The sequence below is a fragment of the Algoriphagus marinus genome (genome assembly GCF_001936475.1).
In the GTDB taxonomy this organism is placed as follows: Bacteria; Bacteroidota; Bacteroidia; order Cytophagales; family Cyclobacteriaceae; genus Algoriphagus; species Algoriphagus marinus.
In genome coordinates, this window is sequence record NZ_MSPQ01000006.1 from 312,921 (window position 1) to 332,642 (window position 19,722).

At 38.6% G+C, this 19,722-nt stretch carries 16 protein-coding genes; 10 read left to right on the plus strand and 6 right to left on the minus strand.

Annotation, left to right across the window (positions count from 1 at the left end):
- Positions 1 to 15: 15 nt before the first annotated feature.
- A complete protein-coding gene (locus tag BVC88_RS11795; protein WP_075350881.1) occupies positions 16 to 1,941 on the minus strand; it encodes an ABC-F family ATP-binding cassette domain-containing protein in 1,926 nt (641 codons plus the stop codon).
- Between the two features lie 91 nt (positions 1,942 to 2,032).
- On the opposite strand from BVC88_RS11795, the gene BVC88_RS11800 reads away from it, so the two are divergent.
- Entirely contained in the window at positions 2,033 to 3,235 is a 1,203-nt protein-coding gene (locus BVC88_RS11800; protein WP_075350882.1) for a PQQ-dependent sugar dehydrogenase, read from the plus strand.
- A gap of 30 nt (positions 3,236 to 3,265) precedes the next feature.
- On the opposite strand, the gene BVC88_RS11805 is transcribed toward BVC88_RS11800, so the two are convergent.
- The 4 genes from BVC88_RS11805 to BVC88_RS11820 all read right to left on the minus strand — a co-directional run bounded on the left by BVC88_RS11805 (position 3,266) and on the right by BVC88_RS11820 (position 7,685).
- On the minus strand, positions 3,266 to 4,585 hold the full coding sequence (locus tag BVC88_RS11805; protein WP_075350883.1) for an ABC1 kinase family protein: 1,320 nt from the start codon (positions 4,583 to 4,585) through the stop codon (positions 3,266 to 3,268).
- A 2-nt stretch (positions 4,586 to 4,587) separates the two neighbouring features.
- Positions 4,588 to 5,253: a TetR family transcriptional regulator C-terminal domain-containing protein gene (locus BVC88_RS11810; RefSeq protein ID WP_075350884.1), complete on the minus strand. Its 666-nt coding sequence runs from the start codon at positions 5,251 to 5,253 to the stop codon at positions 4,588 to 4,590.
- 120 nt (positions 5,254 to 5,373) lie between these two features.
- Positions 5,374 to 5,916 carry an ATP-dependent protease subunit HslV gene (gene hslV, locus BVC88_RS11815; protein ID WP_075350885.1) on the minus strand — a complete coding sequence of 181 codons (543 nt, stop codon included), beginning with the start codon at positions 5,914 to 5,916 and terminating at the stop codon, positions 5,374 to 5,376.
- Between the two features lie 143 nt (positions 5,917 to 6,059).
- Entirely contained in the window at positions 6,060 to 7,685 is a 1,626-nt protein-coding gene (locus tag BVC88_RS11820) for a pyruvate dehydrogenase complex dihydrolipoamide acetyltransferase (protein ID WP_075350886.1), read from the minus strand.
- A 120-nt stretch (positions 7,686 to 7,805) separates the two neighbouring features.
- Between BVC88_RS11820 and BVC88_RS11825 the strand changes: the two genes are divergently transcribed.
- The 6 genes from BVC88_RS11825 (at position 7,806) to BVC88_RS21160 (ending at position 13,052) form a co-directional block, all read left to right on the plus strand.
- Entirely contained in the window at positions 7,806 to 8,765 is a 960-nt protein-coding gene (locus BVC88_RS11825; protein ID WP_075350887.1) for a YheT family hydrolase, read from the plus strand.
- 26 nt (positions 8,766 to 8,791) lie between these two features.
- A complete protein-coding gene (locus BVC88_RS11830; RefSeq protein WP_075350888.1) occupies positions 8,792 to 9,490 on the plus strand; it encodes an SOS response-associated peptidase in 699 nt (232 codons plus the stop codon).
- Between the two features lie 88 nt (positions 9,491 to 9,578).
- Positions 9,579 to 10,577 carry a 3-oxoacyl-ACP synthase III family protein gene (locus BVC88_RS11835; RefSeq protein ID WP_075350959.1) on the plus strand — a complete coding sequence of 333 codons (999 nt, stop codon included), beginning with the start codon at positions 9,579 to 9,581 and terminating at the stop codon, positions 10,575 to 10,577.
- A gap of 1 nt (position 10,578) precedes the next feature.
- A complete protein-coding gene (locus BVC88_RS11840) occupies positions 10,579 to 11,145 on the plus strand; it encodes a hypothetical protein (protein WP_075350889.1) in 567 nt (188 codons plus the stop codon).
- 127 nt (positions 11,146 to 11,272) lie between these two features.
- Positions 11,273 to 12,841: a toxin-antitoxin system YwqK family antitoxin gene (locus tag BVC88_RS11845; RefSeq protein ID WP_075350890.1), complete on the plus strand. Its 1,569-nt coding sequence runs from the start codon at positions 11,273 to 11,275 to the stop codon at positions 12,839 to 12,841.
- A gap of 46 nt (positions 12,842 to 12,887) precedes the next feature.
- Positions 12,888 to 13,052: a Lacal_2735 family protein gene (locus tag BVC88_RS21160; protein ID WP_139316563.1), complete on the plus strand. Its 165-nt coding sequence runs from the start codon at positions 12,888 to 12,890 to the stop codon at positions 13,050 to 13,052.
- 55 nt (positions 13,053 to 13,107) lie between these two features.
- Here BVC88_RS21160 and BVC88_RS11850 read toward each other — a convergent pair whose 3' ends face one another.
- Positions 13,108 to 13,647 (minus strand): phosphoheptose isomerase, encoded by a 540-nt coding sequence (locus BVC88_RS11850; protein WP_394332881.1) that lies wholly within the window; start codon positions 13,645 to 13,647, stop codon positions 13,108 to 13,110.
- Between the two features lie 188 nt (positions 13,648 to 13,835).
- Here BVC88_RS11850 and BVC88_RS11855 point away from each other — a divergent pair, with 188 nt between their 5' ends.
- From BVC88_RS11855 to BVC88_RS11865, 3 genes are all read left to right on the plus strand, one after another.
- A complete protein-coding gene (locus BVC88_RS11855; protein WP_075350892.1) occupies positions 13,836 to 15,083 on the plus strand; it encodes an ROK family transcriptional regulator in 1,248 nt (415 codons plus the stop codon).
- A 73-nt stretch (positions 15,084 to 15,156) separates the two neighbouring features.
- Positions 15,157 to 18,393 carry a VCBS repeat-containing protein gene (locus tag BVC88_RS11860; protein WP_075350960.1) on the plus strand — a complete coding sequence of 1,079 codons (3,237 nt, stop codon included), beginning with the start codon at positions 15,157 to 15,159 and terminating at the stop codon, positions 18,391 to 18,393.
- Positions 18,390 to 19,706 (plus strand): vanadium-dependent haloperoxidase, encoded by a 1,317-nt coding sequence (locus tag BVC88_RS11865; RefSeq protein ID WP_075350893.1) that lies wholly within the window; start codon positions 18,390 to 18,392, stop codon positions 19,704 to 19,706. Before BVC88_RS11860 ends, BVC88_RS11865 begins: the two co-directional genes overlap by 4 nt.
- Positions 19,707 to 19,722 lie beyond the last annotated feature (16 nt).

The following is a 19,722-nucleotide window of genomic DNA, read 5'->3' on the forward strand; positions in this document are numbered from 1 at the left end:
TTGATTCCTCAATTTTCAAGCAATGACTTCCTGCAAAGATGAAATTTGGTCTACCAATTTTTCCCAATCGTTATTCAAATCAGAAAGCTTTGATTCAATTTTTTGATGTTTTTCTTGAACAGTTTGTGCTTCACTTTCATTTGCATAAAGCTCTGGATTCGCCATTTCTACCTCAAGTTTTTCCTTTTGGGTTTCAAGTGATTCAATTTCACTCTCGATTTTCAAAAGTTGTTCTTCCAATTTCTTGAGTTCTTTTTTCGCCAATTGAGCTTCCATCGTATTCTTTGAAGCAGGAGCTTGTTCTTTCTTCTGGACTTTCACCACATTTTGAAGAGGCTTCTCCTCCACTTGATTCGCTTTCCAAATTTCAAACTCCTCATAAGTTCCAGGATATTCTTTGATCTCGTGATTCTCAATGTACCAAATCTTGTTTGCCACACCTTTGATAAAATGTCTATCGTGAGAAACAGTGACAAAAGTGCCCTCATATTGCTGAAGAGCCTGGATCAAAATATTTACCGACTGAAAATCCAAGTGGTTGGTAGGTTCATCCAACAAAAGGAAATTAGCCTCAGAAATCAATGTCTTAGCTAATGCAACTCTGGATTTTTCACCTCCTGACAAGACTTTTATTTTTTTGAATACTTCTTCATTTGTGAATAGGAAACAACCTAGAACCCCTCTCAACTCCATTTCAGACTTTGCACTTCCAGCCTGCGTCATTTCCTGAATGATCTCATTATCCAAAGTAAGGGCTTCCAACTGATGCTGCGCAAAAAACGATTTGATCACATTATAGCCTTCTGTACGGGTTCCTTGGATTTTTTCAGAGCCATCAATAATTCGAAGAAGCGTTGATTTACCTTTTCCATTTGCACCAATCAAAGCAATTTTATCTCCTCTTTCGATCCTTGCTGTTGAGTTTTTTAAAATCACTAAATCACCATATGACTTAGATACTTGATCCAGCACGATGACGTCACGGCCTGATTGCTTTGAAAACTTAAATTTAAAATTAACTGAAACCTCGTCATTAACCACCTCATGGACTTTATCCATTCGGTCAAGCGCTTTGATTCTGGATTGTACTTGATTGGATTTGGATGCTTTAGCCCGGAATCGTTCGATAAACTTTTCCGTCTGCTTGATCATTTGCTGCTGATTCTCGTAAGCATTTTGCTGGATTTCCATCCGCTCTATTTTCTCTTCTTTATAGAAAGCATAATTTCCAGCATATAGCGTAAGTGTCTGATTTGCTACTTCTACTGTACTACTGATACAATTATTCAAAAAAGTCTGGTCGTGAGAAACCACTACTACAGCACCCTCATAGGTTTTTAAATAATTCTCCACCCACTGGATAGAAGGCAAATCAAGGTGGTTGGTTGGCTCATCAAGCATAAGCAAGGACGGCTTTTCCAAAAGCAGTTTTGCAAGCATAACCCGCATTCTCCATCCTCCTGAAAAAGTACGAAGTGGCTTTTCGAGGTCTGCAGTCTTAAATCCTATCCCTTCCAATACCTCTTCTGCTTTAGCTTTAATAGTGTAGCCCTCATTCGCTTCGAAACGCTCCTGTAGAAAAGCCAATCGATTGATGATCTCTTCTGAATAGTCCGTTTCCATTTTTTTGAGAACTTCATCGATTTCATCCTGAAGACTCAAGGTTTCTTTAAATGCTGCTAATGCAACATTTAAAATACTTTCGTCAGATTGGTAGGATAATAAGTCCTGATTTAAAAAACCAATGGTACAATCTTTTGCCTTTTGTACCTCACCGGAAGAAGGCTGATAATCTCCATTTATTATTTTCAATAAAGTGGACTTTCCTGTCCCATTCTGTCCTACCAGGCCTATTTTATCTTTTGGCTTAATATGAAGATTGGCATTTTCGTAAAGTGGACGGCCTCCAATAAAGTAGGAGAGATTATTAATCGATAACATAGCGCAAAAATAACATTAAACCCGCTTATAAACCTTTCAAAGCAAAACAATCTGAACTTAGCTATATTTATTATTCAAAGATTCTACGCATATGAAACCATATTCTAATTTCTCACTTCCTATTTTATTTCTGTTTGTCGCATTGATTTTTGGCTGTAGTCAAAAACAACCTGCTGATGCTCAGTCTCTAAAAACACCGAATAGCTCCAACAAGCGGAGTATAAAAAATGCTGTAGCTGACGTCCAATTGGATAAAATCAAACTTCCAAAAAACTTTAAAATTGATGTTTGGGCCGCTGATGTTCCCAATGCACGATCAATGGCTTTGAGTGACAATGGAATCGTGTTTGTAGGCAATAGACAAGAAAAAAATGTCTATGCTATCATTGATGAAGACGGTGACGGCAAAGCGGATGTCAAATTTATTTTGGCGGAAGGCCTAAGAATGCCAAATGGAGTTGCCTACAAGGATGGTGATCTTTATGTAGCGGAAGTAAATCGAATCCTGAGATTCAAAGACATCAAAAATACCCTCAACAATCCCAAATACGAAGTGATTTATGAGGGATATCCAACAGAAAGACATCATGGCTGGAAATTTATTTCCTTTGGACCGGATGGGATGCTTTACATTCCTGTGGGAGCCCCTTGTAATATCTGCGAGTCAGAAGATGAGATCTTTGCCAGTATCACCAGACTTGATCCAAAATCCCCAAATCCTAAACCGGAAGTCTATGCCCATGGAGTGCGAAATTCAGTTGGATTTGATTGGCATCCAGTGACCGGTGAATTATGGTTTACCGACAATGGTAGAGATATGATGGGTGATGATGTCCCAAATTGTGAACTCAACAGAGCAACTACTGCTGGACAGCATTTTGGATATCCTTATTGGCATGAAGGCACTGTAAAAGACCCTGAATTTGGCAATAAGGGAAAAGCGCAAAGTGCCTATGTTGCTCCCGCTGCAAAACTTGGAGCTCACACAGCTCCGCTCGGAATGCGATTTTATGAAGGAAAAATGTTTCCTGATTCCTATAAAAACCAAATCATCGTGGCAAAGCATGGCTCTTGGAACAGAAGCAAAAAGTCTGGCTATGTAGTCACATTAGAGAAACTGGATGCAAACTCTAATGTAATCGGTGAAGAAATTTTCGCCTCGGGTTGGCTTGATGAAGTGACCCAGGAAGTTTGGGGTAGACCAGTGGATGTGCAGGAATTACCTGACGGCAGCTTGCTCATTTCAGATGATATGGCTGGTGTCATATACCGAGTGACCTATACAGGAGAATGAAAAAAAGGGAAGCGTGAAGCTTCCCTTTTTTTATTTCAACCATTCTGGTTTTGTTGTATCTACTTCCGCCTGAAGCTGATTCAACAGGTTATACAATCCGAAGTAAGTTCTATTGATATATAATCCATGTCTAGAGCCTCTCGCTTGGCGAGACTTCTTAAACATCTTATCATTGGAAATCCTATCTCCCAGCTGGAAAATTCGCTCAAAGAATCCATCATCTGCAAAGTCAAATCGATCCACATGAAATGGTTTACCCAATAAGCTGATCATTTCCTTGAATACTCCCTTGAAATAAACTTGCTCCTCAGCAGTATCCTTGTCTGAGATAAACTCAAGATTGTAGAAAATCTGATTGAGTTCTTCCTCTTTAATCAACAGGTCTTTTTTGATAAGTGCAAAATACCCTTCATAAAAGTCCTCAGGAATTACTTTCACACAACCAAAATCAATGATCCCAAGCTGATCTCCCTCCTGTACAATAAAATTTCCTGGATGAGGATCTGCATGTACTTTTTTAAGATTATGAACTTGATGATGGTAGAAATCCCAAAGTGCTTGTCCAATTTGATTTTTGGATTTTTGACTAGGATTTGTCTCTAACCATTCTTTCAAATGCTTTCCATCAATCCAATCCATCGTGATGATACGATCTGAGCTATATTCATCATAATAGATAGGAAACTTCAAATTTGGAATATGCCCACATTCAGAAGAGATTTCTCTGGATCGTTCTATTTCCAATACATAGTCTGTTTCCTCTAAAAGCTTCTCCTCTACCTCAGCCATGTAATGATCCAATTCCCGCTCATTCATATTCAAGAGACGAAGGGCAAATGGTCTTACTAATTTCAGATCCGAACTTACTGAATCCGCTACACCCGGATATTGAATCTTTACTGCAAGTTTTTTACCGTCTTTTGTTGCCTGATGAACCTGTCCGATAGATGCAGCATTTATCGCAGACCTTGTGAAGCTTTCAAATATACCTTCTGGAGTTTTGCCGAAATGCTTTTGGAAAGTTTTAACTACCAAAGGATAAGATAAAGGCGGAGCAGAGTATTGCGCCATAGTAAACTTATCCTGATAAGCTCTAGGCAGAAGGTTCTTATCCATAGACATCATCTGAGCAACTTTCAAGGCAGAACCCTTCAACTCACTCAAGGAATTATAAATATCTGAAGCATTATTGGAATGAAGTTCTTCCTTATCCATTGATGGGTTGACCATCTTTTTAGCATAATGCTTCACATAATTCCCCCCAACTTTCGCTCCAGTGGAAATAAATTTTGCAGCACGCTGAACCTTTGAAACAGGGATTGCCTGTTGTTCTCTTAATTTTTCAGCCATGATTATTTGGATTGATATATAAATTTCGCGAAGTCTAGGAATGAATCTAAAGCACTTTTACCCATCAAGTCGAAAGCTAGATTCACTGATTTCTCGATTGCTGCATCTGTTTTCTCAAATCGTGGTGAGCGATCATCCAACCAATATTTGAATACGAACCAAACCTGTAGCCACATAGCCTCATCGTACCTGTCACTGATGATTGGTCGGGTAGCAATCTCTTCTGTTTCCTTTCCTTCTAGAATGATTTCGTTGGCAAAATCCTTGAATTTATCCTTGAAATCTGAAATTTCTTTTGGAAGCGAGAGCATACCTTTTGAACCTTCACCATAGATACTAAGGAGAAAGGATCTGTTTTTCTTTAATTCTTCAATCCAAGTAAACAAGAAGCTGAGGAATTTCTCACGAGCAGAATATTCTTTAAAAACTTCCTGCGATTCGATTTGAGATATCGTATCCTCATAAATCTGGATCCAGACTGCTGATTTGATTGAGTCGAATGAAGTGAAGTAAGCATAAAACTCTTCTTCCTTCATTTTTAAATCTTTTGCAAATTTGAAAACGGACTTAGGCGCAGTACCATGCTCTAAGACATGATTTTTATATCCCTCCAAAATCAATTTTCGAAAATCCTTTTTGGCCGTTTTCTTGGTAGTAGCTGATTCCATAATTTTTTTTCAATGTCAGAGTGGTAACACATAAATAGACGTACTGGTTTTCAATCGCACAAAAAAACCGAAGTTATTTAACTTCGGCTCCCAAAAACATTTGATATATACCTCTAATTATTACTTGATTACTTTTTCGATCACCAAATTATGATTGGTATAAATACATACATCCGCAGCGATATACAGACTTTCTCTGACCATTTCTTCTGCAGTCATTGCTGGAGCAAACTTCTTCATAGCACGAGCTGCAGACTGAGCAAACATACTTCCAGAGCCTATGGTTGCAATTTCCATATCTGGTTCAATAACGTCTCCAGTTCCTGAGATAATCAAAATGTCATCTGCATCGGCTACAATCATCATCGCCTCAAGCTTACTCAGCATTCTATCTGTTCGCCACTCTTTAGCCAATTCTACCGCAGCTCGCTTCATGTTATTCCCAAAAGCACCTAGCTTCTCTTCAAATTTCTCAAGAAGAGTAAATGCATCAGCCGTAGATCCTGCAAAACCAGTCACTATTTTCCCACCTTGTAATACCCTAAGTTTTTTCACAGAACTCTTAGCAATGGTATTACCTAAGGTCGCTTGTCCATCTGCACCTATTACTACTTCTCCGTTATGCCGAATGGCTACGACAGTGGTTGATTTAATTCTTTCCATACTGATGATTTAAATAAGTTTAGAGTTTAAAAAACCAGAAAAAGTAGAATTAGTTTCTCTGGTATTTATCTATGTGGCATTTTACACCAATAAGCGTACAAAAAGCAAAAAGTCCTGATTACAGGACTTTTTGGCAGTCATTTTTAAATTAATATTCTAACGGGATCTTCCAAGAGGCTCTTTAGTGTCAGAAGGAATGCCGATCCTACAGCACCATCCACTACTCTATGATCACAAGAAAGCGTCACTTTCATGATGTTGCCAATCTTCATTTCTCCGTTTTTCACAACAACAGTCTCTTTGATGCCACCTACTGCTAGGATACAGGCATCAGGTGGATTGATGATAGCTGTAAATTCATCGATACCAAACATACCGAGATTAGAAATGGTAAAGGTGTTGCCTTCCCAATCTTTAGGTTGTAGTTCTTTATTTTTAGCTTTTGCTCCAAGTGTTTTAGCCTGATTAGATATCTGAGATAGTGATAAATTATCTGCAAAACGAATCACAGGAACCAAAAGTCCTTCCTCTACAGCAACGGCCATTCCAATATGGATATGCTCATTATATCTGATTTTATCTCCTAGCCAGCTGGAATTCACTTTCGGATTCTGCCGTAATGCTGCAGCAGAAGCTTTGATCACCATATCATTGAAAGAGATTTTTACCGGAGAAATCTCATTCATAGATTTCCTGGCTTCAATCGCTTTATCCATGTTGATTTCCATGGTCAGATAGAAGTGAGGAGCTCCAAATTTACTTTCTGCAAGTCTTTTGGCAATCACTTTACGCATCTGAGAAACTTTCTCCTCGTGGAAACTTTCCTGACCTACTGAGGACACCATTTGGCTTGAAGCAGATGCAGAAGGTGCTGCTGCTGGTACAAAATTCTCAATATCACGTTTAACTATTCTTCCTCCCTCTCCAGATCCACTTACTTGAGTAATGTCAAAACCTTTTTCCTCTGCCATTTTCTTTGCAAGAGGTGAAGCTTTTACCCGATCACCAGAAGAACTGGCAGGAGCAGATGCTGCAGGACTAGAGACTGGCGAATTTTCCTTAGGCGTTTCTACTTTCGGAGCTTCTTCCTGCTTCGTTTCTTCAGAAGTTGTCGTCTCTTCTGCTTTTTGTGCTTTTAGTAAAGTTTCAAAATCCGCTCCTTTTTCTCCGATTACCGCTATAACTCCATCAACAGGAACACTGTCTCCAGCTTCTACTCCTATATATAAGAGAGTACCATCTTCATAAGACTCAAGCTCCATTGTGGCTTTGTCAGTTTCCACCTCAGCTATGATTTCACCTGACTTCACAGAATCACCAACCTTTTTCAACCAAGAAGAGATGGTGCCTTCCTGCATGGTATCAGACATTTTAGGCATAGTAATCACAGTAGCATTGATCGAAGATGTATCAATTTTCTCAGCTTTTGGCTTTGATTCCGATACAACTTCTTTCTTCTCTTCAGCAGGAGCTACTTTTTCTTCGGCTTTAGCTTCTGCACTACCATTGAGCAAATGATCAAATTTCTCACCCTTTTCTCCGATAATGGCAATTACACCATTTACAGGTACTGAATCTTTCTCTTTTACTCCAATATATAAGAGGACACCCTCATCATAGGATTCAAGCTCCATAGTTGCTTTATCGGTTTCAACTTCAGCCAAAATATCCCCTGGCTTTACGCTATCCCCAACTTTTTTCAACCAAGCAGCGATCACACCTTCTTCCATGGTGTCACTCATTTTAGGCATTCTAATAATTTCGGCCATATGTTATTGCGCTCTGTTCGTTTTTAAAGTGTCCAAAAATAGTTTTTATAAAGTCTTTATTCAAATTTAAAACTAGTAATTTCCCCATGCTTTTCAGCCCTAATCACTTATTCTTCTGAAATGCCTCTAATTCAAAACAGTACTTACAAGAGACCAAAATGGCTTTTCAATAGTCATCTTGAGACAATTTATCCAGCGATTTTCAGGAAAGTAGAACTCTCAAAACCTACTTCTGAACGAATCACCACACCTGACGGGGATTTTCTCGAGTTGGATTGGTATCGCAATTCCAATTCTAAACTCGTGATTATCAGTCATGGTTTAGAAGGTAACAGTTCTAGAGCGTATATGCTTGGCATGGCAAAAACATTTATTAAAAATGGTTTTGACGTGCTGACTTGGAATTTTCGAGGCTGCGGAACAGAAATGAATAATCAAGTGATCTTTTATCATTCCGGCGCTACCTATGATCTGGATTTTGTAGTAAAGCATGCAGAAAAAGATTATGAAGAAATTTATTTGATAGGTTTTAGTTTGGGTGGAAATTTGACTTTAAAATATCTTGGAGAAAAAAAATCATCCATTCCAAAGATTAAGAAAGGAGTGGCAATTTCGGTTCCAATGCACTTGGGGAGCTCTTGTGAAAAAATTTCCAAAGGTGAAAACACACTTTATTCCAAGCGCTTTTTAAAAACTCTCAAAGAAAAAGTAGTTAAAAAATCACTAGCTCATCCCGGCAAAATCCCAATTGGAACATTAAGAAATATCAAAACTTTATCAGATTTTGATGATTATTTTACTGGACCACTTCATGGTTTTTCAGATGCCAAAGAATATTATGAAGTAAACTCTTCTTTATATTTTCTTGATCAAATAGAAGTGCCTTCATTGATCTTAAATGCACAAAATGATCCTTTCTTAAGCGAGAAATGCTTTCCTATTCACCTAAGTAGAAATTTGGAAATGATCTTTTTTGAATTCCCCAAATATGGGGGACATGTAGGCTTTAGTCCGGAAAATTCGGACTTACCATACTATTCTGAGCAGCGTGCTATTGAATTTATTGGCAAGGGTTTCTAACTTTCAGGACATAATCACTCAAAATCATGTGCGGACGATATTCTCTCAGTAAAAGTAAAATCGAACTTGAAGAACGATTTCAGGCGGAAATGCTTCCGGATTTTACCCCTCGATATAATATCGCGCCTACTCAACTGGTTCCTGTGATTACCTCACAGAGTCCAAAAGGATTTTCCTTTTTTTATTGGGGTATTACGCCGGACTTTGGTCAAAACAGACCTGTTGCTCAAAAGCTTATCAATGCCAGAGCAGAAACAGTGACAGAAAAAGTAACTTTTAAAAGCTCTTTTCAGAAAAGGAGATGCTTAATACCCGCAGATGGATTTTACGAATGGAAGCGATTAGGAAAAAAAACAAAAATCCCCTATCGGTTTACCCTCCGTGAAAATGAACTCTTTTCTTTCGCCGGAATCTGGGAAGAATACGAAACAGTCAATGGCGAAATTCAACATACTTTTTTGATTTTGACTACAACCCCAAATGATAAAGTAGCTGAAATTCACGACCGAATGCCTGTTATTTTGGCCAAGAAGGATGAAAAAAAATGGCTTGATCCTTATTCTTCGGAAGAGGAGTTGACACAAATCCTGAATCCTTTCCCTTCTGATCTAATGTTAAGCTACACGGTTTCACCATTGGTGAATTCGGTTGAAAATGACAATCCTACATTGATCCGAAAAACCTCTCCAATGGATCAGCACGGAAACTATACGCTCTTTGGATGAGTTAAACAGTGACCCTTCCATCACATCTTTTTTGTAAGAGTGAATGAAGGTCCGCATATTTGCCGTCCAATTTATAAACCCAAAAAAAATGAAGAAATCCAGGATTCTAGGTGTTGGTCATTATGTACCGGAGCATGTTGTGACAAATGATGATTTAGCCAAAATGATGGATACGAATCATGAATGGATAGTAGAACGAACTGGGATTACTGAGAGGCATTGGTTCACACCTGGAGTTGACACGGTTACCTCCATGTCAAAAAACGCTTCAGAAATGGCACTTAAAAGAGCTGGTGTCCTTGCATCAGAGATCGATTTTATTGTTTTTGCTACCATCACACCTGATTATTTTATACCCGGAAATGGCGTTCTACTTCAGCGTGAACTTGGAATGGGAACAATAGGAGCTTTAGACATCCGAAATGCATGTTCTGGGTTTATATACGCCCTCTCGATAGCAGATCAGTTTATCAAAACTGGGATGTACAAAAAAATACTTGTGGTAGGAGCTGAGATTCAATCCTCTGCATTAGATAAATCAGATGAAGGAAGATCCAGTTCGGTAATTTTTGCAGATGGAGCCGGTGCCATTGTGCTTGGAGCAGTAGAATCAGATCAACCTGGAATATTGTCTACTCACCTTCATGCACAAGGAGAATATGCAGAAGAATTATACTGTTCGGATCCTGGAAGTAGCCGTGAAGTTCGAATTTCACAGGAGTTAATTGACTCCGGAAACTTCAACTTAAAAATGAATGGAAATGCGGTATTCAAGCATGCAGTGGTTCGATTCATGGAGGTCATTAAAGAGGCTCTTGAAGCAAATCATTTAGATAAATCAGCAATCGATCTTCTAATACCCCATCAAGCGAATCTTCGAATTAGTCAATACATCCAGCAAAAGCTGGGACTTCCTGATGAAAAAGTATTCAATAATATCATGCATATGGGAAATACGACAGCAGCCACTATTCCCATTGCACTGAGTGAAGCGTGGGAACAAGGAAGAATCAAGGAAGGTGATTTGATTTGCTTAGCTGCATTTGGTTCAGGATTTACTTGGGCTTCTGCCTTGCTAAACTGGTAATATGGAGGAAAACACTCCCAAATTAAATTTGCAGCTCTGGCTTAACCGGGAATTGTTTCAAAGCCAAAACAGATTAAAAGCAGGATTTTGGGAGCTTTTTTCACAGATTGGAAATGAAATTGACACAGCTATCTTAAGGCAAATTCACCCCAAAAATAAAGGAATAAAGCTATCAAAGGGAGGGGATTTACTTGGATTCCCTTACCATGTTTTGGATTTGATTAGGGATTTCGACCCTGATAAAGGATTAAATATTAGAATTTTAAATTGGTTTGGGCAAGGAATGTATCTCTTTGTACATTTTGGTAAAAACCATCCACTTTCTTCTGAAGACTATTTTATTCAAAATAGCTTTTTTTATGCTTTAAGCTCATCTCCTTGGGACTATCCTGATTTAATTTTAAAGGAATTGAAAACCATCTCTCCCACTCCAGCAGAGATGGATTCTATGAAATTTCACCAGTATTTTATAAAAATTAACATCGAATCCCAATCTAGTAATCCTAAAAACATGATCTTGGAAGAATTAAAAAATTTGTTAGAGTTCTTCCTTTTAAAAATGGAATAAAAGAAGATTTAACTTATTTTTAAACAGGAATCGGATTCTTCCGTACAATAATCGAATTGACGAGAAAAGGACTTAACTTTTTTCACAATCCGGCAAACCCTCCGGCTTGATCCGTAACAAAGACTGTATGAAATACCTCCTTATCGGCTTTATTCTTTTTAGTACTCAACTTTTTGCTCAAGAATCCAACTTGATCCGTCAGTATAGTCCAGATTCTACTATCATGGCTACAGGGGTGATCACCAATGGATTAAGAGAGGGGCTGTGGAAATTCTATGACCCCAAAACCAACAATATTCTTACTGAAGGCACATTCAAGAAAGGTTTAAAAGAGGGCACTTGGATATCCTATTACCCGGATGGAAAGCGGAGTATTGAAGCGGAATATAAAGACGGAAAGCTTTTTGGACCGGCAAAATATTATGATCCAGCTGGAGCTTTGAAGTATGATATGATTTTCCAGGATAGCGTTTTGGTTGGGAAATTCACTCAATACTACGGCAAAACCGGGAATCAGGAATTTGTCTCCCCTAGTCAAGTCTTAATGGAAGGTTTGTATGAAGCGGGTGATAAAACTGGTCAATGGCTAAAGTTTTATCCAAACGGGGAAATTTCTTCCAGAGAATTTTACGTGAAAGGAAAGAAAGAAGGGCCATTTATCGAATATGATTACTATGGCGAACTCATTACTGAGGCTATGTACCAAAATGATCTTCTAGAAGGTACTTATAAGGCGTTCACTTATGAATCAAACTTGATAGAGGAAGGTAACTTCTCAAAAGGAAAAAAAGTCGGGGAGTGGAAACGGTATTTCCCAGGAACAAAAACCCTTGAGGCAGAGGAATATTACGATGAAAATGGGAATCGGGTCGGCACTTGGAAATATTACTACGAAAACAAACGCTTAGCGCGTGTAGAGAAATATGAAAATGGCATTGCAGTAGGTACTTGGGAAGAATACTACCCTAATAAATCCATATCGAAACGAAAAACCTATGAATTAGGTGTTCCTGTCGGGGATTATATCGAGTACCATAGCTCAGGCGAAATTTCAGTATCCGGTCAATATTCAAATGGCATGAAGACTGGATTATGGAGAAGTTTTTTTCCTGACGGTGAAATTTATTCGATTGGAGAATACCGAAATGATTTGAAAACCGGTCTTTGGAAATACTTTAATAAAATTGGAATTCTGATCGCTGAGGGAGAATATAGTTTAGGAATGGAAGTCGGGCAGTGGTTTTATTACTACGATGGAGGCCAACTAAAATCAGTAGGAACCTATGAGCTGGGATTTGAAAATGGTATTTGGGGTCTTTTTTATGACAATAAACAGTTGACCCAAGAAGAAATTTGGGATAATGGAAGATTGATGAACGTCAGTGATTACAACAACTACACTGGAAGCAAGAAACTTGACAAAGGGACATTGAAAGATGGTAATGGCACCAGAATCACCTATTATGTATCCGAAAAAAAGGAATCAGAAGGAAATTATAAATCAGGAAAACCAACTGGTAATTGGGTGTTTTATCATGAAAATGGTAGAAAAGCTTCTGAAGGTGTAATGGTAGACGGAAAAAAAGAAGGGCCTTGGAGATATTACAACCCAGCTGGAAGGTTAGAAGATTTAATCAATTATAAAGGTGACGAGGTTGTAGAGAATCAGCTTCCAACCATACAAGAATTCAATTAACTCCAAACCATTTTACGGAAATAAGGTTCTTCTTAAAAAAGAAATCATGTTTGGACTATTCAAAAAAAAATCCGAGAAAGAAAAACTTCAGGAAGCCTATGCTGCAAAACTAGCTGAAGCTCATAAAATGTCCACATCCAATAGGACCGCAGCAGACAAACTAAGTGCAGAGGCTGAAGAAATAGCTAAAAAAATTGACTTATTGAAGTAACATTTGATTCGCCGATAAAACACAAGAAGCCTGATCACTATCAGGCTTTTTCTGTTTAGGATCTTGAATAATCATCTTCAAGTCGTACGATATCGTCTTCGTTGGATGGATTAGTTGAATCTGAATGAACCCAGATTTCAGCTACTATACCCCAACCGACTAAACCAACCAACCGGTGTCGCTCTCCTTTTTCTAAAGAAACAGTTTCGCCTAACACCATTTTTATCAAATCTCCCTGTTCATCGGTTTGACTTCTCACGATTCCCGATTCACCCGAGATCAATTTCCAGAGTTCGGATCTGCGAAAATGATATTGCCAAGAAAGTCTTGCTCCAGGTGCCACCAAAAGAAGCTTAGGACTCAATTTCTGTGAAAGTTGATCTTCAGACATTTCAACTTCATCAAAGTAAGTTGATTTAAATTTCGCTATTTGAGTTTCATCCAAAACAAAAAACCCACCCCAAGGTCTGGATTGATCTATTTTCGAAATACGAAACCCCTCTCCCTTCAAATAATGACTCACTTTTTGAAAAACCTCTTCTTTACTCAAGCCTGCCTGTAGGGTAAAATATTGCATGGAAATTATTTTTTTCAAAAATAGAGTTTTCTGAAAAAGAAAAGATGGAGGTTCATAAAATACATTTGAAATCTTTTCAGATAATCAGAAAGACTCTGATAATTTTTTTATCAAAAATTGAAAAATCACAGTATGTTATTCTATTTTTTTTAAAAAGTATTTTTTGAAACATGAAAATTCACTTAATTCAAGTGTAACTTTAGCATATGAACCTGATTAATCCTCAAGCTGTCATCGATAAGATGGATGGCGTGGTAGAGATAAAGAGCTACCTCAACAAAATAAAAATCATCAAAAACCTCTACCAAAAAGGAGCAAATACAGCTAGTGAGATCTGCAATGAAGTTGGAATCTCTCTTCCCACTGTAAACTCGCTGCTTAGCGATCTTATGGAAAATGGTGAGGTCATTAAACATGGTAGGGCAGAGTCTCAGGGAGGAAGAAAACCAGACCTTTACCGCTTAGCTGAAGATGCTTTTTATGTACTTTCTGTAGACCTTTCCAAATTCAATCTTAACCTTGGCCTTTACTCTTGTACGCAGCAATTAACTTTTCCAAAAGAAAGTAAAAAGATCAACTTAAATAATGAGCAAGAAACATTTGATCTGCTCTGTAACCATATAGAAGACTATCTCCAGCGGTCTGGAATTGAACCCAAAAAAGTAATTGCAATTGGCATTTCCATGCCGGGACTATTAGACTCGCTTGGAGGGGTAAATTATACCTATCTGAGATTCGGAAAAAAGACTCTTTTAGAGAATCTTGAAGCCCGCTTCAATAAAAAAATCTTCCTTGAAAATGACGCCAGGGCAATGACCTTAGCTGAGTTTAAATATGGAACTGAGCATAATTACAAAAATGTACTTGGACTATTTATAGGCTGGGGAATTGGTTTGGGGATTATTATAGATGGAAAAATCTATCAAGGTGCATCGGGATTTGCAGGAGAATTCAGTCACTCTCCCATCTTTGAATCCAGAGATATTACTTGTTCCTGCGGTAAAAAAGGTTGTCTGGAAGCTGTGGCTTCCGGTACCGCAATTGTAAAAAAAGCAGAACAAGCCATTCTTTTGGACAAAGATGGAATTCTAGCCAGAATGGTCCGAGATCACGAGGGTGAACTTGAACCAGGTCTAGTGGTAGAAGCGGCATTGTCAGGAGACCAACGAGCAATCACTATTTTATCTGAAGCGGGTCTTGATCTTGGAAGAGGAATCTCAATGCTTATTCAATTACTCAATCCTGAATTGATCATTATCGGAGGATCTGTAGCTGAAGCAAATCAGTACTTAATTACCCCTATACAGCAGGCACTAAACATTTACAGCATGGCCAAATCAAGAGAAAAGACTAAGCTCTCACTCTATCAACTTGGCGAAGATGTTGGTTTGCTCGGAGGAGTAGCTGTAGTTAATGAAAAACTATTTGATGATTTGATTAATCGGTTTGGATAAGTTCTAAGAATCAATTCACATGATCATCCAATTCATTCAAAAAATAACATCCATTTCAATCCTGGGGTTTATTATGAGCCTTTCAATGGTTTGTAATACTTTTTCTCAAACAGATTATTCAGCCAATTTTCAAAAATTAAACTCCAGAAAAGCGGGTATATCTTTTAAAAATCAATTAAAGGAGGATGCTAACAATAACATTCTGAGATACGAATATTTTTATAATGGTGGAGGTGTCGCTGTCGGAGACTTAGATAATGACGGCCTGGAGGATCTATTTTTCACGGGAAATATGAGTTCCAACAAAGTCTATCGAAATCTTGGAAATCTAAAGTTTGAAGATCTAAGCAGGAAGTCCGGTCTTGAAGGAAAAGAAGTCTGGACTACAGGTGTTTCGATGGCAGATGTAAATGGGGATGGCTTATTGGATATATATGTCTGCTATTCCGGGAAAGGCGATCCGAAAGAAAGGGGAAATGAACTTTGGATCAATCAAGGAAACTTCGTTTTCAAAGAAGAAGCTGCGGAATATGGAATTGCAGATCAATCCAACAGCACGCAAGGTTTATTCTTTGATTTTGATCGTGATGGTGATCTCGATTTATATCTTCTCAATCATCACATCCAAGTCATCAATGAGTTGGAATTTGACGAGGCAAAAACGATCCGGCATCCCTATGCAGGAGATAAACTGTATCAAAACGACAATGGTAAATTTATCGACATCAGTGAGAAAGCCGGCATTAAAGGCTCTGCATTAGGCTTTGGTTTAGCCGTGATTGCTTCAGACATAAATCAAGATGGCTGGATGGATCTACTGGTTACTAATGACTACATTGAACCTGACTACCTCTATATCAATAATCAGGATGGTACCTTTTCAGATCGGATCACTGATTACTTCCAACATATCTCTCACTTTTCGATGGGAGCTGATATTGCTGACATCAATAATGATGGAAACCCTGATGTGTATACCCTTGATATGCTTCCCGAGGATAACGAGCGGCAGAAACTCCTTTATGGACCTGAAAATTATGAGCAATATGCCCTGATGATCCAAAAAGGTTTTTACCATCAGAATATGAGAAACATGCTTCAGTTAAATCTGGGAGATGGATCATTTTCAGAAATCGGTCAACTTTCGAACATTTCCAATACCGATTGGAGCTGGTCTGCTTTGTTTTTTGATGCTACCAATAGTGGAAATAAGGATCTTTTGGTCACCAACGGATATTTTCGAGATTACACCAACCGCGATTTTTTAAAATACAAAGGGGATTATTATTTCAAACAGGCCGTGGCAAATGAAAAAGCCGACACGCTTCATTTGGTCACCACTATGACCTCCACGCCAGTTCATAATTATTTCTTTGAAAATCAAGGAAATCTGGAATTCAAAGACCGGTCTCTAGATTGGGGTTTTGAAGAAAAAATATTTTCAAATGGTGCGGCCTATTCGGATTTGGATAATGACGGAGATTTGGATTTAGTCATTAATCATTTGAATGAAACTGCCGGAATCTATGAAAACAAGGGAGAAACAGGCAATTGGTTAGAAATACAGCTTAAAGAAAGGTCCAAAAACACAAATGCTATCGGGGCAAAAATCCAAGTAAACTTAGCCGAGTCAAATCAATTCTATGAAATGCAACCCGTCCGAGGGTTTCAATCCTCCGTGAGCCAACGAATCCACATAGGGTTAGGTGAAATAGAAACAGTCAAATCAATACAAATAACATGGCCTGATGGAGCGCTACAAGTATTGGAGAATATTGAGAAAAATCAACGTTTAACCATTTCAAAAGAACCAAATTCTCAATTATCGTCGAAGCAAAAAGCTGAACCAGTTTTAATTTCTTCTGACAACGTGCCTCCTTTTATCCCACAATCAGTTGGTTTCAATGACTTCAAAAGACAGCCTTTGATGCTCACGATGCCAAGTTATATTTCTCCTTCTTTAGCAAAAGGCGATTTGGATGGTGATGGAAATCCAGAGGTTTTTATTGGGGGTACAAAAGGTCAGGCTGGAAAAATTTTCTCGTTCGTCATTGGAGAGTGGATTCCTTATGCGAGGTTCACTTCCAGCGCTTCAGTCACAGATGCTGTATCCATTTTCGAAGACTTCAACAACGATGGAGCACAAGACCTTTTTATCGGAAGCGGAGGCTATCAGGATTACATCGGCTCAGATGAAGCTTTAGAAGATCGTCTTTACCTTAATGATGGCACGGGTAAGCTAACTAAAGCTCCATTTCCAAATTACAAATTCAGCACAGGAACTGCACAAGCGATCGATATTAATAAAGACGGTTATTTTGACCTTTTCATAGGGGCTCGGATGATTCCGGGTAGATATCCTCAAATCGCTGCTAGCAAGATACTTATTAACGATGGCAAAGGAGTATTTACAGATCAGACTATTGCATTTTTACCGCAAGATGGCAAAATAGGTTTGGTCACTTCTTCCCAAAAAATGGACTTCAACGGAGATGGTTTCGACGATTTGTTGGTAGCAGGGGAGTTTATGAATTTGACTTTTCTGATTAATGAAAGTGGGAAAACCTTCTCTGACCAAAGCCAAAAATACTTAGCCTCCCCTCTTTCAGGTTGGTGGGGAAGCTTAGCTTTAGGTGATTTTGATTCCGATGGAGATTTGGATATCGTAGCCGGAAATTTTGGTTTGAATTCCCAATTTGAAGCAAACGAACAAAAGTTCTTGAAGCTCTATTCAGCCGATTTTGATCAAAATGGATCAGTTGATCCAATCTTGGAATGTTTCATAGGAGATCAAGCCTATCCATTCCCAAGTCGAGATGAACTATTGGATCAAATGGTGAGCATGCGAAGTAAATTCACTGATTATGCCAGCTATTCCAAAGCAAAAATGACTGACTTATTTTCATCAAAAGAATTGGATGATGCTCAGATTTTGACTGCAAATACCCTAGAATCCATTTATCTTGAAAATACATCAGCAGGCTTTGTTGCCCATGCTCTGCCAAAAATCGCCCAAGCCTTCCCTATTTATGCCATTCTCCCAATAGATGTAAACCATGATGGGCATTTAGACCTTGTCTTGGGGGGAAACCAAACTTTCACCAGAATTCGTATGGGTTTGATAGATGCAGGTTTGGGATTGGTTCTTAGCAATGACGGAAAGGGAAATTTCGAAGCCCTTCTCCCTTCTGAATCCGGGCTCAATATAAAAGGAGACATCAAATCAATATTGCCTATCAATGTAGATGGACAAACTCAGCTTCTCTTTGGCATTAATCAACAGGCTTTACAATTATTTAAGGTCAAATGAAATCATTGAAAATATACTTGATACTGTTAGGATTGACGATTTCACAGTTAGTTCATGCTGAGCCAAAGTCTCCAAATTGGCCAAAAATCTACGCAGATAAACTCTTCCAGTTAACCGAAATCATGGTTACAGATGTGGCTAGTCCACCTGTTGCAGCCAGAATCTATGCTTATGCTACATTGGCTTCTTATCTGACCATACAGGAGCAAGGAGTTAAATTCAAGCATTTATCACTTTTGGGAGGCACTTACCTAGCCCAGAATTCTTGGTCCACTCCAAATGCTTCTTTAAAATCACCTGAATTTGCTGCCATCATCGCAATGCTTCAAGTGGGTGAGGCAATTATGCCGTCTGGTTATTTACTTAAAGAGAGACAGGAAGAATGGATTTCAGAAGCATTAAAGGCTAAAATCATTTCCAAAAAAGAGCTTCAAGTTCATTTGGAATATGGAACTGAAATTGCAAAATCAGTGATGGAGATCGCAAAAAAAGATGGGTATCTCCAACTTTCCACTTTGACTAGATATACTCCTTCTCAAGGAGAAGGATTTTGGTACCCTACTCCCCCAGCTTATATCGCTGCAGTAGAGCCTGAGTGGAAAACCATCAAACCATTTTTTATTGAAGATTTAGCGGCATATAAACCTACCCCGATGGCTCCTTTCAATCTTACAGAAGGTAGCTCCTTTCATACACAATTGATGGAGGTATATACAGTAACTCAAGAATTAACTGAAGAACAAAAACTGATTGCGAATTTTTGGGATTGCAATCCATTTATGGTGGATTTCAGTGGACATATGGCCATAGGAATTAAGAAAATATCGCCAGGTGGACATTGGATGGGAATTACGGGGATCGCAGCTGAGAAGCAGCAACTTTCATTTGCAGAGACTGCTTATGTCCACGCTTTGGTGGGGTTAACACTTCATGATGCATTTATTTCCTGCTGGCAAGCCAAATATGAAACAAATCGGATTCGACCTGAAACTGTCATTAATCAAAAGATGGATCAACGTTGGAGACCACTTTTGCAAACTCCGCCATTTCCAGAATACACCTCAGGTCACTCGGTAATCAGTCGAGCTTCTGCGATTGTGTTGACAGGCTATTTCGGGGATAATTTTGAGTTTATCGACAGCTCCGAAACCTACTTTGGGCTTCCGGAAAGGCCATTCAAATCCTTTTTACTAGCTTCGGAAGAAGCAGCAATTTCCAGATTATATGGAGGAATTCATTTTCGGGATGCTATTGACGAAGGTGTAAAACAGGGTGAGAAGATTGGGAAAATGATTTGGGAAAGAACTAAATAAATCAAATATTCAACTG